Source organism: Caballeronia sp. J97 (assembly GCF_905220305.1).
GTDB lineage: Bacteria > Pseudomonadota > Gammaproteobacteria > Burkholderiales > Burkholderiaceae > Caballeronia.
Genome location: NZ_CAJMZL010000013.1, coordinates 140939 through 156718, shown reverse-complemented (window position 1 = coordinate 156718; position 15780 = coordinate 140939). Strand labels below are relative to the sequence as shown.

General features: G+C 62.0%; 13 protein-coding genes. 1 reads left to right on the top strand and 12 read right to left on the bottom strand.

Translation table 11 applies throughout. From position 1 onward, the window contains the following. Positions 1 to 383: 383 nt before the first annotated feature. Together U4Y90_RS18565 and hemE are read right to left on the bottom strand one after the other, a co-directional pair. Positions 384 to 2630 (bottom strand): primosomal protein N', encoded by a 2247-nt coding sequence (locus U4Y90_RS18565; RefSeq protein ID WP_321796657.1) that lies wholly within the window; start codon positions 2628 to 2630, stop codon positions 384 to 386. Positions 2631 to 3089: 459 nt separating this feature from the next. Next, complete coding sequence (hemE, locus tag U4Y90_RS18560; RefSeq protein WP_321796655.1) at positions 3090 to 4187, bottom strand: uroporphyrinogen decarboxylase; 1098 nt, start codon at positions 4185 to 4187, stop codon at positions 3090 to 3092. A gap of 182 nt (positions 4188 to 4369) precedes the next feature. Here hemE and U4Y90_RS18555 point away from each other — a divergent pair, with 182 nt between their 5' ends. Continuing rightward, entirely contained in the window at positions 4370 to 5209 is an 840-nt protein-coding gene (locus U4Y90_RS18555) for a transporter substrate-binding domain-containing protein (RefSeq protein WP_321796654.1), read from the top strand. 3 nt (positions 5210 to 5212) lie between these two features. On the opposite strand, the gene U4Y90_RS18550 is transcribed toward U4Y90_RS18555, so the two are convergent. From U4Y90_RS18550 to atpB, 10 genes are all read right to left on the bottom strand, one after another. Beyond that, entirely contained in the window at positions 5213 to 6160 is a 948-nt protein-coding gene (locus tag U4Y90_RS18550; RefSeq protein ID WP_321796653.1) for an alpha/beta hydrolase, read from the bottom strand. Between the two features lie 620 nt (positions 6161 to 6780). Beyond that, positions 6781 to 8511 carry an AMP-binding protein gene (locus U4Y90_RS18545; RefSeq protein ID WP_321796651.1) on the bottom strand — a complete coding sequence of 577 codons (1731 nt, stop codon included), beginning with the start codon at positions 8509 to 8511 and terminating at the stop codon, positions 6781 to 6783. A 279-nt stretch (positions 8512 to 8790) separates the two neighbouring features. Next, positions 8791 to 9216, bottom strand: coding sequence for a F0F1 ATP synthase subunit epsilon (locus U4Y90_RS18540; protein WP_029672474.1), 426 nt, complete (start codon positions 9214 to 9216; stop codon positions 8791 to 8793). Between the two features lie 78 nt (positions 9217 to 9294). After that, complete coding sequence (gene atpD, locus U4Y90_RS18535) at positions 9295 to 10689, bottom strand: F0F1 ATP synthase subunit beta (protein ID WP_321796646.1); 1395 nt, start codon at positions 10687 to 10689, stop codon at positions 9295 to 9297. A gap of 38 nt (positions 10690 to 10727) precedes the next feature. Then, the gene (gene atpG, locus U4Y90_RS18530; protein ID WP_321796645.1) at positions 10728 to 11612 is read right to left on the bottom strand and encodes a F0F1 ATP synthase subunit gamma; all 885 of its coding nucleotides are present in this window, start codon (positions 11610 to 11612) and stop codon (positions 10728 to 10730) included. A gap of 62 nt (positions 11613 to 11674) precedes the next feature. Beyond that, a complete protein-coding gene (gene atpA / locus U4Y90_RS18525) occupies positions 11675 to 13216 on the bottom strand; it encodes a F0F1 ATP synthase subunit alpha (RefSeq protein WP_321796643.1) in 1542 nt (513 codons plus the stop codon). Positions 13217 to 13272: 56 nt separating this feature from the next. Then, positions 13273 to 13815: a F0F1 ATP synthase subunit delta gene (locus tag U4Y90_RS18520; RefSeq protein WP_321796641.1), complete on the bottom strand. Its 543-nt coding sequence runs from the start codon at positions 13813 to 13815 to the stop codon at positions 13273 to 13275. A 2-nt stretch (positions 13816 to 13817) separates the two neighbouring features. Continuing rightward, positions 13818 to 14288: a F0F1 ATP synthase subunit B gene (locus U4Y90_RS18515; RefSeq protein ID WP_008352476.1), complete on the bottom strand. Its 471-nt coding sequence runs from the start codon at positions 14286 to 14288 to the stop codon at positions 13818 to 13820. 133 nt (positions 14289 to 14421) lie between these two features. Next, a complete protein-coding gene (atpE, locus tag U4Y90_RS18510) occupies positions 14422 to 14691 on the bottom strand; it encodes a F0F1 ATP synthase subunit C (protein WP_007180033.1) in 270 nt (89 codons plus the stop codon). A gap of 89 nt (positions 14692 to 14780) precedes the next feature. Next, positions 14781 to 15632 carry a F0F1 ATP synthase subunit A gene (gene atpB, locus U4Y90_RS18505; protein WP_321796639.1) on the bottom strand — a complete coding sequence of 284 codons (852 nt, stop codon included), beginning with the start codon at positions 15630 to 15632 and terminating at the stop codon, positions 14781 to 14783. Positions 15633 to 15780 lie beyond the last annotated feature (148 nt).

The window sequence follows — 15780 nt, the reverse complement described above, 5'->3', positions numbered from 1 at the left end:
GAGATTTTCGCTAAGGTTGCACCACAATGAAACCCTTGTGGCACAAGGCTCTCAGCGGTGCACCGCGGAATCGTGGCCGGCGGTTATCGCCTAGTAGTTTCCCTAACTCAAATATTTTTGGGACAACCCCTACGTAAATCATCGGGCCCCGCCGATATAAACGCAAAGCGCCGTCTGAGGCGCCGCATTCGCGGCCGATGCGCCGCGGTCTCGGGGAGAAACGAGCATGAGCACTTGGATGGTGATAGCCGGCGTTTGGGCGATGTTTGCGGTTTGCGTCGTGTTGTTCGTGCGAGGCGCGTCGCCGCACGTGCATCGGTCCGACGACGCTTCAGATCAAGGCGGGCACGCGGCCGGCGATGTTTCACGCGCGAAAGTCTGAATCAGACGTCCAGCGGATCGACTTCGACGTTCCAGCGCAGCACGCCCTTGAGCGAGCGCAGCACCGGTTGCCACGCGCGCAGCGACGCCTGTAGCGCCGCCCGCGACGCGCTTTCCAGCAGCAATTGCGCCCGATGGACATTGAACACTTTCACGATGGTGAGCGGCACCGCGTCGTAGACCGTCACGCGGTCCGCGCCGGGTAGAGGCGCGAACGCCGCAGCCGCTTCTTCGAGAAACCTGAGCGCCGCTTCGAGCGTGCGCCCTTCGGCGCGCAGCATCGCCTGATAGACGAACGGCGGCAAGCGCGCATCGCGCCGTTCGGCGAGCGTCGAATTGGCGAAACCCACATAGTCTTGCCGCGACAGCGCCTGATACAGCGCGTGACGCGGGTAGCGCGTCTGGATCATTACTTCGCCGGGCAAGCCCGCGCGTCCGGCGCGCCCGCTCACTTGCGTGAGTTGCGCGAAGAGCCGCTCGCTCGCGCGAAAGTCGTGGGAAAAGAGCGCGGTGTCGGCATTGAGCACGCCGACGAGCGTCACGCGCCGGAAGTCGTGACCCTTCGCGATCATCTGCGTGCCGACCAGAATGTCGACTTCGCCCGCGTGAACGTCGGAGAAGAGCGCCTGCGCGCTGCCCTTGCGACGTGTGCTGTCGGCGTCGATGCGCAGCACGCGCGCACCCGGCACCACGCTCGCGAGCGTTTCCTCGACGCGCTGGGTGCCACGGCCCATCGGCGCGATATCGATGTTGCCGCACTCCGGACACGACTTCGGAATACGCGATTCCCAACCGCAGTGATGGCAGCGTAGCGCCCGTTCCGGCTTATGCAGCACGGCATAGGCGCTGCAGCGCGGACAGCCCGCGACCCAGCCGCAGGCTTCGCAGGACAGGATCGGCGCATAGCCGCGCCGGTTCAGGAACACGAGACTCTGCTCGCCGCGCTCGACGCGCGTCTTCAGCGCCGCGATCAGCGGCCCCGCCAATCCTTCGACCGATGCGCGGCCGCGTCGTCGCTCCTCTTCCAGATCGATGAGTTTCACGCTCGGCAACGCGGCCTCTGCAACGGCGCGGCGCGTGAGCGGCAGCCGCGTGTAGCGGCCCTGCTCCGCTTGCCACCAGGTTTCGAGCGAGGGCGTCGCCGAGCCGAGCACGACGGGAATTTCCAGTTGCTTCGCACGATAGATCGCCAGATCGCGCGCGGAGTAGCGCAGCCCTTCCTGTTGCTTGTAGGCGGGATCGTGCTCTTCATCGACGACGATGATCGCGAGCTTCGGCATCGACGCGAGGATCGCGAGACGCGTCCCGAGCACGATGCGCGCGCTTTCCGTGTGTGCCGCGAGCCAGTTGCGCGCGCGCTCGCCTTCGGCAAGACCGCTGTGCATCGCGACGATGGCGCCGTCGGCGAGCGCCGCGAATCGTGCACGGAACGCCGCCTCGAACTGCGGCGTCAGGTTGATTTCGGGAACGAGAACGAGCGCCTGGGCGTCGGGCCGCGCGGCGAGCAGCGCGGCGAGCGCGTGCAAATAGACCTCGGTCTTGCCGCTGCCCGTCACGCCGTGAAGCAGGAACGGCGCGAATCCTTCCACGCCGGAAATCGCGTCGACGGCATCGCGTTGTTCGTCCGTCAGCACGGGTAGCGGCGCGGCGCCGGTCGGGTACACTTGCGCGCTCGCGTCGGGCTCGGCGACGCTCGCCGTCACCGTTTCGATCCATCCGCGTGCGAGCCAGTCGTCGAACGTCGCGCCTGCCTTGGGATGCAGCGCGCGCGCCTCGGACAGACCAAGCGATGGCTGTTCCGCGAGCGCTTCGGCGAGACTGCGCAGGGCGCTCGCGCGGGCGGGCAATGCATCGGGGAGTTGCGCGCGCCCTTCCGGCAGGATCCTGAACCGCGGCTCGATTGCGAAGAGACGATCCCAGCGCGACGCGTCACGCAACGCCTGAGGCAGCGCCGGCAACGCGACTTCGCCCAAACCGCGTTGGTAGTAATCGGCGGCGAAGCTGGCCAGTGCGATCCAGGTTTCGGACAGCGGCGCGCATCCTTTGCAGATTGTTGTGACGTGGCGCAATTTGTCAGCGGGCACGTCGCTTGTACGGGTGATTTCGCAGATCAGCCCGACGACTTCCCGCCGCCCGAACGGCACCTGCACCAGCATGCCGATGGCGGGCGCGTCCGCCAGCGCATAGCGATAGTCGTACAGCACCGGCATGGGCTGATCGACAGCGACGCGCACGAAGAGATCAATCACCGCGCACGGCCCCGCGCGCAATGGGCCGACACTGCGACGTGCCTGAGCCGGAAGAAGTTAAAGTGAAACATCAGAATCGCCTGTAAACCGCCGATTATTTTTGGATTTCCGATGCTTTCCACAGGCCTGTGGATAACTTTGTTGAGAAGTGCGTCCGAGCTCGTTGCAAACAATGTCACGAAACCCTTATGTGCGTTAGCCCACATTTCGGGCAAAGCTCCGGAAATTCGTTATAAATCACTGGCTTAAAGCAAACATAGAGACACGTTATTGATTGCCGGAGGCCATACGTCTGATGGCGCGCCGCAGCGAACAAAATGTGCATAAGTTCAGTCTTGACATCGTCGGACGCCGCCTGAGTCGGGCGATCCGGACGATATGCTCCGGCCCCTGAATATGCGCTCCGACGCAGCCAAATCGCACTGCAGCATTCGTTCGCTATTCGATCTCGAACGCGTTCTAGCGCGCGGCCTGCCCGCTGCGCATTGCCCGGCTGTGGCGATGGACTTCGTCGACCAATTCCGAGACATGCTCCGGCGGCGTGAATTGCGAGATGCCGTGGCCCAGATTGAAAACGTGGCCCGGAAAATTCCCGAAGCTTTCGAGCACGGCGCGCGCTTCCGTGCGGATCGCCGCGGGCGGCGCGAACAGCACGCTCGGATCGATATTTCCCTGCAGCGCCACACGCGACCCGACCTTTTCCCGCGCGCGGCCGAGGTTCATGGTCCAGTCGAGACCGACGGCATCGACGCCCGTCGCGGCGATCTCCTCGATCCACAGGCCGCCGCCTTTCGTGAATGTGATGACCGGCACGCGCGCGCCGTCGTGCTCGCGCTTCAGGCCCGCCACCACTTTCGCGACGTATTCGAGCGAAAAGCGTTGGTACGCGCCGTCTGCAAGGGCGCCGCCCCATGTGTCGAAGATCATCACGGCCTGCGCGCCGGCTTCGATCTGCGCGTTCAGGTAGGCGGTCACGGCTTGCGCGTTCACGTCGAGGATGCGATGCATCAGATCCGGGCGCGCATAAGCCATCGATTTCACCGTGCGATGGTCGTCCGAGCCGCCGCCTTCGACCATGTAGCACGCGAGCGTCCACGGACTGCCGGAGAAACCGATCAGCGGCACTTTCTGGCGGCCTTGCGCGTCGGTGAGCGCGCGGCGGATCTGGCTCACGGCGTCGGTGACGTAGGAGAGCGTTGCACCGATGTCCGGCACGGCAAGGCGCTTCACATCGTCCTCGGTCCGGACGGTGCGCTCGAACCGCGGACCCTCGCCCTGCACGAAGTTCAGACCGAGGCCCATTGCGTCGGGCACGGTGAGGATGTCGGAGAAGAGAATCGCGGCGTCGAGCGGAAAGCGTTCGAGCGGCTGAAGCGTCACTTCGGTCGCGTAGTCCGGATTCTTCGCGAGGCCGAGAAAACTGCCCGCGCGGGCGCGCGTCGCGTTGTACTCCGGCAGATAGCGTCCTGCCTGACGCATCAGCCAGATCGGCGTGTAGTCGGTCGGCTGGCGCAGGAGCGCGCGCAGGAAGGTGTCGTTCAGAAGAGTGTGTGCCACGTCGCTCGATGCTTAAGGCAAAGAATCGTTCATTCTACCGGACGGGGAGGACGTTTTCGTCGACTGAGCCCGGCCATTCGGGAAGTCTCATGCAGCGCGGCCTATGTCGTTTGGCCGGGTTTCAGACAGCAGTCGGCCTCGTTATGATCGATGTGCTTACACAACTAGAACCAGGAGAATCGATGCAACGCACGTCTGTCTGTCTCGCCGCTACTGCCCTTTTTATGTCGCTCGCGCTGACGAACGCCGCGCGCGCTCAAACGGTCCAGGCCGGCACCGTCGCCGGCGCGAAACCCGCCGTGGTCGCGCCTGTCGCGGCGCCTTCTCGCCTCGACGACGTCCTCGCGCGCCACACGCTGCGCGTCTGCACGACGGGTGACTACAAGCCGTACTCGTTTCTGCGCCCGGACGGGCAGTTCGAGGGCATCGACATCGATCTCGCGGAGAGTCTGGCGAAGTCGCTCGGGGCAAAGGCCGAGTACGTGAAGACATCCTGGTCGAACCTTATGAACGACTTCGTCGCCAAGTGCGATATCGCCGTGGGCGGCATCTCGACCACGCTCGAGCGGCAAAAACGCGCGTTCTTCACTGCGCCGTACATGGAAGACGGCAAGACGCCCATCGTGCGCTGCGACGATGTCGAAAAGTATCAGACGGTCGCGCAGATCGATCAGCCGAACGTGCGCACGATCGTCAATCCGGGCGGCACGAATGAGCGCTTCGCCAAGCAGTTCTTTCCGCACTCGCAACTGATCGAGTATCCGGACAACGTGACGATCTTCAAGCAGATCCTCGACGGCAAAGCGGACGTGATGGTGACGGACGCCTCCGAAACGCTGCTGCAGCAGAAGCTCAATCCCGGCCTGTGCTCGGTCCATCCCGACAAGCCGTTTCAGTTCGGCGAGAAGGCATATCTGCTGCCGCGCGGCGACGTGCCGTTCCAGCAGTACGTCGATCAGTGGCTGCACCTCGCCCGCTCCTCGGGCGAGTTTCAGGCCGTCTATGACAAGTGGCTCAAATAACGCTCAACGCTCCGCGCGGATGAGTTCGCCCGAGCGCTCGCCGATTCTGCGCAGCCAGGCGAGCGCCGCCTCCGATTGCGAATGCATGCGCCCGAAACCGTGCGTCATGTCGGGCGCGTCGATCATGTCGACGCGCCCGCCATTCGCTTCGAGAAAGCGCTTGAGTTCGACGGCGTCGTCATAGAGCGGATCGTAGGCCGCCGCAACGACGATCGCGGGTGCAGGCGTGCGCTCGAATGGCTCGGAGAGCGGGAAAGCGCGAACGTCGTGGTCATGCGGCGTTCCGCCCGAGAAGAACTGAGTCCAGTACCACTTCATTTCTTCATTCGTGAGGCCCGGTCCGTCTGCATTGGCGATGCAACTCGGACTCTCGAACTGCCGGCGCATCACCGGATACAGCAGCAACTGCAAACTGACGAGGCCGGCCACGCGCTCGTTCGCGCCGCGCGCCGCGACGACCGCCAGATGCGCCCCTGCGCTGTCGCCGCCTGCCGCGAGACGGTCGGTCGCAAATCCGAGCCGCGAACGATGCTCCGCAAGCCAGATCAACGCGTCGAGCGCGTCGTCGCATGGCGCGGGAAACGGGTGCTCGGGCGCGAGCCGGTAATCGACGCTCGCCACAGCGCATTGCGAATCCCGCACAAGCCGCGCGACGAGGCCATCGTGCGTATCGAGATCGCCGACCACCCAGCCGCCGCCGTGAAAGTAAACGACGAGTGGCAGCGGGCCACGCGCTGCTTTCGGCTTGTAGATGCGCGCGGCGAGCGTGCGGCCTTCCAGCGGGATCTCGATGTTTTCCGCCGTCACGGGATCGTCGCGGTCTTTGGCGTAAGCTTTAGCGACCTCGCTGAAGCGATTGCGCACCGCCCGCGCGTCCGCATCCGGCCCCAGAGCAGGGAAAGCCTCGCCGACGGCGCGATAGTATCGGAGCAAGGCTGCGTCAATGGTCATGCATGTCTCCATAGCGTTTCGATTGATAGATGCCCCCGGATCGGGAAGGTGCGCATCGATTTCATGCGTCCGCACGTTCGATTTTCTCGAAAAACCAGAATAAACGCACGAGCCCGAAAATCGGTATTTGTCGGTCATGTTAGGCCGATCGGATAAATCATCGGAATAACAGACAATATATCGATGAAAATCGGAAGATTCGCGCGAGAAAATTTCCTCTGAGCCTTATGCGGCGCGGGTTACAACCTGAAACACTTTGTTACGGCGACTCTGAATCAATTCGCCCACAATCTGTTCAAACGGTTTCAACACGGATGTATTGGGCCGCGTCGTGCGAAAGCCGCGTGGTTCAGTGACAGGCTGTGGCCGAAGTTCTCATATTTGGGGCATCGGTGTTGGGGTCGTTATCCGAATGTAAGGCATTCGTAACATCCCACGTTTGGTCTCCTCGCGCTAACCCCGTAGCGTGTGGTTTTTAGCGGGCTCCAGGCCCGCTTTTTTTTCGCCTGGACAAACGTTTGCGTTATATGGGAAGTCAGGACCCGAACGTTTCGTCCCACGACAGAAGGGAGCGCCGCAGCGCTCCCTTTGTCATTTCATGGCTTCGACCGCGCGGGCAGTCAGGCCGTCTTCGCCTCGGCGAGCTTCAGTTCGTCGATCATGCGCGCCCGCATCACGAACTTCTGCGCCTTGCCGGTGACGGTCATCGGCAATTCGTCGACGAAGCGGATATAGCGCGGAATCTTGTAGTGCGCGATCTGCCCCTGGCAAAACTCGCGGATCTCCTCTTCGCTCGCCTGCTCGCCCGGGCGCACGACGATCCACGCGCACACTTCCTCGCCGTATTTCTGATCCGGCACGCCGAACACCTGCACCGACTGCACCTTTGGATGCCGAAACAGGAATTCCTCGATCTCCCGCGGATAGATGTTTTCGCCGCCCCTAATCAGCATGTCCTTCAGGCGCCCGACGATGTTGCAATAGCCTTCCGAGTCGAGCGTCGCGAGGTCGCCGGTGTGCATCCAGCCATCGACGATCGCTTCGCGCGTCTTGGCGTCGTCGCCCCAGTAGCCTTTCATCACCGAGTAGCCGCGCGTGCAGAGTTCGCCCGTCTCGCCGACCGGCACGATGTTCCCCGAGGGGTCGACGATCTTCACTTCCAGATGCGGCTGAATGCGCCCGACGGTCGTCGTGCGCTTGTCGAGCGGATCGGTCGTCGAGCTTTGAAAGGACACGGGGCTTGTCTCCGTCATGCCGTATGCGATCGTGATCTCACTCAGATGCATCTTCGACACGACGCGCTTCATCGTCTCGATCGGGCACGGCGAACCCGCCATGATGCCGGTGCGCAGGCGGCTCAGATCGTACTTCGCGAAGTCGGGGTGATCGAGTTCGGCGATGAACATCGTCGGCACCCCGTGTAGCGCGGTGCACGCTTCCTCGTGGACGGCGGCGAGCGTCGCGCCGGGATCGAACGCTTCGCCCGGAAACACCATCGCGCATCCGGTCGACACGCACGCGAGCACGGCGAGCACCATGCCGAAGCAGTGATAGAGCGGCACCGGAATGCACAGCGAATCTTGCTCGGAGAGGCGCATCGCCATCGCGATATAGCGCGCGTTGTTGACGATGTTCCGATGTGTGAGCGTCGCGCCCTTCGGATTGCCGGTCGTGCCGCTCGTGAACTGGATGTTGATCGGGTCGTCAGGACTCAGTTTCGCTTCGAGTGCGTCGAGTCGGGTCGCGTCGAGTTGTTCGCGGCCGCTGCGCATCACATCGTCGAAATTCAGCATGCCGGGCGTCTTTGCGTCGCCCATGCGGATCACGGCGCGCAATTCCGGAAGCTTCGCGGCGGCGAGCGCATTCGGCGCGGCGTCCGCGAGTTCGGGCGCGAGTGCCTGCAGCATCTCCAGATATTTGGATGACTTGAACTGCTCGGCCGCGATGATGGCCTTGCAACCGACCTTGTTCAGCGCGTATTCGAGTTCCGCGAGCCGGTACGCCGGATTGATGTTCACGAGCACGGCGCCCATGCGCGCGGTTGCGAACTGCGTGAGCAGCCATTCGGCGCGGTTCGGCGACCAGATGCCGACGCGATCACCCGCCCGTAGGCCGAGCGCGAGCAGTCCGCTCGCGAGCACGTCGACTTCGTGCGCGAACTCGCGCCACGTCCAGCGGATGTCTTGCTCGCGAAACACGACGGCCGGCCGATCCGCAAACTGATTCACCGTGTGCAAAAGGAAACGCGAAACAGTCGCGTCGCTCAACGGGATGTCGGTCGCGCCGCGGACATAGGAAACGCCGTCGCGCGGTGTGATCTGCGCGCCGGCCTGCGTCGGTTCAGTTGCCATCGATGGTCTCCGCCAATGTGAAATCGCCGCCCGATGAAGGCTAATTGGAGGCCATTGTGCATCGCGAAGACGCGTACCGGCATTGAGTGTTTCCCGCAATGCTCCACGGTGGCAGGCGATTAAATCGACGTTCAATCAATGACTTACGGAAATTTCCCGGCAACCCGCATATCCGTTATGCAGATTTGCCCGCGCGATTTGCCGATTTGGAGCATAAAAAAAGCAGCCCGAAGGCTGCTTTTCTTGGAACCGCTGAACGCCGCTTGCGACGTCATGCGCTCAGTGCTTCGCATGCGCCTTACGCAGACGCTGGATCGCCGCGAGTTGAGCCGTCGCGTATGCGAGTTCCGCTTGCGCGGTCGCGTACTCGAGTTCCGAGGTGTTGTTCTGAATCGCTTCCTCGGCACGCTTCTTCGCCTGCTCCGCCTTCGCTTCGTCGAGATCGGCGCCGCGGATGGCGGTATCGGCGAGCACGGTTACGATGCCCGGCTGGATTTCGAGAATCCCGCCTGCAACGAACACGAACTCTTCCGAGCCGTCTTCCGCCTCGATGCGCACCGCGCCCGGACGAATGCGCGTGATGAGCGGCGTGTGGCCCGGCAGAATGCCCAGCTCACCCGCTTCGCCCGGCAGCGCGACGAACTTCGCCTGGCCCGAGAAGATCTGCTCTTCCGCGCTGACGACGTCTACCTTGATGGTTGCCATTTATGTCGACTCCTGAGTCTGTGCCATTAGAGGACACCCGCGCCGTGCGCAGGCGTCCGCCTGAAAAACACGCGACTCTTACTGGATCTTCTTGGCCTTTTCGAAGGCTTCGTCGATCGTGCCGACCATGTAGAACGCCTGCTCGGGCAGATGATCGCACTCACCTTCGACGATCATCTTGAAGCCGCGGATAGTTTCCTTCAGCGGCACGTACTTGCCCGGCGAGCCCGTGAACACTTCAGCGACGTGGAACGGCTGCGACAGGAAACGCTGGATCTTGCGCGCACGCGAGACCGACAGCTTGTCTTCCGGCGACAGTTCGTCCATGCCCAGAATCGCGATGATGTCGCGCAGTTCCTTGTAGCGCTGCAGCGTCTGCTGCACACCGCGCGTGATGGTGTAGTGCTCTTCGCCGATCACGTGCGGGTCGATCTGACGCGAGGTCGAATCGAGCGGGTCGACGGCCGGATAGATACCCAGCGACGCGATATCGCGCGACAACACGACGGTTGCGTCCAAGTGGCCGAAGGTCGTAGCCGGCGACGGGTCGGTCAAGTCATCCGCAGGGACGTACACGGCCTGAACCGACGTAATCGAGCCGGTCTTGGTCGACGTAATACGCTCTTGCAGCTTGCCCATTTCTTCAGCCAGCGTCGGCTGATAACCCACTGCCGAAGGCATACGGCCGAGCAGTGCGGACACTTCCGTACCCGCCAGCGTGAAACGGTAGATGTTGTCGACGAAGAACAGCACGTCGAGGCCTTCGTCACGGAAGTGCTCGGCCATCGTCAGACCGGTCAGCGCGACGCGCAGACGGTTGCCCGGCGGCTCGTTCATCTGGCCGTACACCAGCGCGACCTTGTCCAGAACGTTCGAGTCCTTCATTTCGTGATAGAAGTCGTTCCCTTCACGGGTACGCTCACCCACACCGGCGAACACGGAGTAACCGCCGTGCTCCTTCGCGATGTTGTTGATGAGTTCCATCATGTTCACGGTCTTGCCCACGCCTGCACCGCCGAACAGACCGACCTTGCCGCCCTTCGCAAACGGGCAGATCAGGTCGATGACCTTGATGCCGGTTTCGAGCAGCTCCGTCGACGGCGACAGGTCTTCGAACGACGGCGCGTGCTGGTGGATCGAGCGCATGTTGGCCGATTCGATCGGACCCGCTTCGTCGATCGGACGGCCGAGCACGTCCATGATGCGGCCGAGCGTCGGCTTGCCGACCGGCACGCTGATGGGCTTGCCCGTGTTCTTGACGATCGTGCCACGGCGCAGGCCGTCGGATGCACCCAGACAGATGGTGCGGACCACGCCGTCGCCCAGCTGCTGCTGGACTTCGAGCGTCAGTTCGGTGCCTTCCAGAATGAGCGCGTCGTAAATCTTCGGCATTTGCGCACGCGGAAATTCCACGTCGATAACGGCGCCGATGCACTGTACGATCTTGCCTTCTACCAAAGCAGTAGTACTCATCGCATTTCCTTTAGATACTGTGTTCTTTCACGCGGCCGTCAGACCGCTGCGGCGCCGCCGACGATTTCCGACAACTCTTTCGTAATCGCGGCCTGGCGGCTCTTGTTGTAGACGAGCTGCAGTTCGTTGATCACGGTCTTCGCGTTGTCCGACGCGGCCTTCATTGCGACCATGCGCGCCGATTGCTCCGACGCCATGTTTTCCGCGACCGCCTGATAGACGAGCGCTTCGACGTAGCGGACCAGAAGTTCGTCCACCACGGTTTGCGCGTCCGGCTCGTAGATGTAATCCCACGAGGTCGTCGGCGTCTCGCCGTTTTCGTCCTTCGCGTGCAGGTCTTCCGCCGACAACGGCAGCAGCTGCTCGATCACCGCTTCCTGCTTCATCGTGTTGATGAAGCGCGTGTACGCCAGGTACACCGCGTTGATCTTGCCTTCCGAGTACAAGTCGAGCTGCACCTTGATCGCGCCGATCAGCTTTTCCAGATGCGGCGTGTCGCCCAGTTGCGTGACATTCGACACGACATTGACCTTCAGGCGATTCAGGAAGCCAAGCCCCTTGCCGCCGATCGCCGATGCCTCGACCTTGTTACCGCTCTGATCGAGTTCCTTGATCTTGTTCAGCGACGCACGCAGGATGTTCGTGTTCATGCCGCCGCACAGACCCTTGTCGGTCGTGACCAGGATCAGGCCGGCCGTCTTCACGCCCTCGTTCTCGACCATGAACGGATGGCGATACTCCGGGTTCGCCTTGCTCATGTGCGATGCGATCGCGCGGACCTTGTCGGCATACGGACGGGCGGAACGCATGCGTTCCTGGGCGCGGCGCATCTTCGATGCGGCGACCATTTCCATCGCTTTCGTGATCTTGCGCGTGTTCTGCACGCTCTTGATCTTGCCGCGAATTTCCTTCATTCCAGCCATTGCTTACTCCTTGATCGAAGCCGCGCGGCGTTCGAGTGCCGCGCGTTGCCTCTTATTCCCGATCAATAAGCGCCCGACTTCTTGAAGTCCTTCAGCGCGGCATGCAGTGCGCCTTCGTCGTCCTTCGACAAGTCTTTGTTGTCTTCGATGCGCTTCACCAGGTCGGCGTGCTTCGTCTTCAGGTATTCGCGCAGGCCCTTTTCGAACGGCAGCACTTGCGAAACTTCCAGATCGTCGAGGTAGCCGTTGTTGGCCGCGAAGAGCGCCACCGACAGTTCCCACACCTGCAGCGGCTGATACTGCGGCTGCTTCAGCAGTTCCGTCACGCGGCGGCCGCGCTCCAGCTGCTTGCGGGTGGCTTCGTCGAGGTCGGATGCGAACTGCGCGAACGCTGCAAGCTCACGATACTGCGCGAGGTCGGTACGGATACCGCCCGAGAGCTTTTTCACGACCTTGGTCTGAGCCGCACCACCGACGCGCGACACGGACACGCCGGCGTTGATTGCCGGACGGATACCCGCGTTGAACAGGTCGGTTTCGAGGAAGATCTGACCGTCGGTAATCGAGATCACGTTCGTCGGAACGAACGCGGTCACGTCGCCGGCTTGCGTTTCGATGACCGGCAGTGCCGTCAGCGAGCCGCTCTTGCCTTTCACTTCGCCGTTGGTGAACTTCTCGACGTACTCTTCCGAGACGCGCGCAGCACGCTCGAGCAGACGCGAGTGCAGATAGAACACGTCACCCGGATACGCTTCACGGCCCGGCGGGCGGCGCAGCAGCAGCGAAATCTGGCGATAAGCCCAAGCCTGCTTCGTCAAGTCGTCATAGACGATCAGCGCGTCCTGGCCGCGATCGCGGAAGTATTCGCCCATCGTGCAGCCGGCGTACGGCGCGAGGTATTGCATCGCGGCCGATTCCGAAGCCGAAGCGGCCACGACGATGGTGTACGCCATCGCGCCGGTTTCTTCGAGCTTGCGCACCACGTTCATGATCGACGAAGCCTTCTGGCCGATCGCGACGTAGATACAGATGAGGTCCTTGCCCTTCTGGTTGATGATCGCGTCGACGGCCACCGCGGTCTTGCCGCACTGACGGTCGCCGATGATCAGCTCGCGCTGGCCGCGGCCGATCGGCACCATCGAGTCGATCGACTTCAGACCCGTCTGCACCGGCTGCGACACCGACTTACGCCAGATCACGCCCGGTGCGATCTTTTCGATTGCGTCGGTTGCTTTCGCGTTGATCGGGCCCTTGCCGTCGATCGGGTTGCCCAGCGCATCGACCACACGGCCGATGAGTTCCGGGCCGACCGGCACTTCGAGAATGCGGCCCGTCGTCTTGACGATGTCGCCTTCCGAGATGTGCTCGTACTCACCGAGAATAACGGCGCCGACCGAGTCACGCTCGAGGTTCAGCGCGAGGCCGAAGGTGTTGCCCGGGAATTCGAGCATTTCGCCCTGCATCACGTCCGACAGGCCGTGGATACGCACGATACCGTCGGTCACGGAGATCACGGTGCCTTGGTTGCGAACGTCCGCGCTCGCTTCAAGGCCCTGGATCCGGCTCTTGATCAGCTCGCTGATCTCAGAGGGATTGAGTTGCATTATTCGCTCCTGATAGTCAATTCTGTTGCGTGCCAGCTAGGCGCTTCCTGGAAGCGTCAGGCGGTCAGAGCCGTCTGCATGCTGGCGAGGCGCGCGCGGACCGAGGTATCGAGCACTTCGTCGCCAACCGTCACGCGAATGCCGCCGATCAGCGACTGATCGACTGAGACGATCGGTTTCAGCTTGCGCTGGAACTTGCGTTCGAGGCTGGCGACCAGGTCGTTCAACTGTTCGCCTTCGAGGGGGAACGCGCTCACGATGTGAGCATCGGCAGCACCTTCACGGGCGTTCTTCAGTTCGTCGAACTGGACGGCGATTTCCGGCAGCAGCGGCAGGCGATGATTCTCGATCAGCATGCCGACGAAGTTCTTCGCCTGAGCATTGCCTTGCGCCAGCGGCGACTTCACCGCGGCGAGCAGGAGATCGACCACTTGCTGACGGCTCACCTTCGGGCTCGAGGCGACCGATTCCACTTCGGGCAGACGCGCAACCTGAGCCAGCTCTCCGACGAAGGTTGACCAGCCCGCGAGATCGCCGCTTTCGGCCACGCGGAACAGCGCTTCTGCGTAGGGACGAGCGATGGTTGCAAGTTCGGCCATGATCAGAGCTCGGTTTTGAGTTGATTCAGCAGATCGGCATGTGCCTTCTGATCGACTTCGCGCTTCAGAATCTGCTCAGCGCCTTTCACAGCCAGCGCCGCGACTTCGCCACGCAGCGCTTCGCGAGCCTTCACGATTTGCTGGTCGGCGTCCGCCTTGGCTTGCGCGACGATGCGCGCGGCTTCGGCTTGAGCGTTGGCCTTGATTTCTTCCGCGACAGCGGCGGCGCGCTTTTCAGCGTCAGCGATGCGTTGCTGGCCGTCGTTGCGCGCTTGCGCGAGTTCCTGGTCGACGCGCTTGTGAGCAGCTTCGAGTTCCGCTTTGCCCTTGTCGGCGGCGGCGAGGCCGTCGGCAATCTTCTTCGAGCGCTCGTCGAGGGCGTTGATCAACGGCGGCCACACGAACTTCATCGTGAACCACGCGAGGATCAGAAACACGACCATTTGCGCAAACAGGGTTGCGTTGAGATTCACGGTGTTTCCTTAAACGTTGCTTGATCGGAGGTGAAACGGTTAAAAGGCGCTCATCGGCTTGTTGAGCTCGATCAGCGCCTCACCCGTTCCGTTCAGCGTCTTTAAAAAGTCAGACGCATACTTCCGAGGAACCTCAGCCTGCGAGCTTCGAGAGCAGCGGGTTCGCGAACGCAAACAGCATTGCCACACCAACGCCGATCAGGAACGCCGCGTCGATCAGACCAGCCAGCAGGAACATCTTGGTCTGCAGCGGGTTCATCAGTTCCGGCTGGCGGGCGCATGCTTCGATGTACTTGCCGCCCATCAGACCGATACCGATACAGGCGCCGATTGCACCCAGGCCGATGATGATGCCGATACCGATGGCGGTCAGACCCTGGATGTTGGCGATGAAAGCTTGCATGATCACTCCTTTGATTAAAGACTTTGGAACTGGATTTATAAAAAACGAAAAGCTAAAACCTGAACGATTCCGGAACGTGCCGCAACGCGTCAGTGAGAGTCATGCGCCTGGCCGATATATACCAGCGTCAGCATCATGAAAATGAACGCCTGCAACAGCACGATCAGAATGTGGAAGATCGCCCAAACCGTGCCCGCGACCACATGGCCGAGGAAGCCGAGCACAGAAGCGTCCGCACCGAACGTCCACATGCTGCCCAGAAGGGCGATCAGGAGGAACAGCAGTTCGCCGGCGTACATGTTGCCGAAAAGCCGCATGCCGAGCGAAACCGTCTTGGCGACGAACTCGATGATGTTCAGCGCGAGGTTCGGAATCCACAGCAGCGGATGCGCGCCGAACGGAGCGGACAGCAGTTCATGCACGAAGCCGCCAGCGCCCTTGATCTTGAAGTTGTAATAGATCATCAGCACGAACACGCCGAGCGCGATGCCGATGGTGCCGTTGAGGTCGGCCGTCGGCACGATGCGATGATGGGGCAGCACTTCCGACAGACCGAGCCAGCCAATGATGCGGCCGGGAAGATCCACGGGGATGAAGTCGAGCGAGTTCATCAGGGCGACCCAGACGAACACGGTCAGCGCGAGCGGTGCGATGAAGCGGCGGCTGCCGTGGATCATCGACTTCGACTGATCTTCGACCATTTCGACCAGCATCTCGATGGCGCACTGGAAACGGCCGGGAACACCGGACGTCGCCTTGCGTGCAGCAAGACCGAGAATGATGATGGTCACAACACCGCACAAGATCGACCAGAACAGCGTGTCGAGATTCCAGACGTGAATATCGAAGATCGACGTCTGTGCGTGCGTGGAAAGATTCTGCAAGTGGTGCGCAATGTACTCGGACGGATCCAGAGCGTGCGTTCCTTCGCTAGCTGCCATATCGTTAAAGCCACCCAAATTGTCAAAAATCTTTCGCCGCCTGTCGCTTCCGAGCCGCCGCTTCGCGTTGCGGCTTCGGGTCGAGAGGCCCGAGTGCGGAGCGTGGTCCGCACCTGTTCATATGTGATGCTACTTACAACTCGTGCTG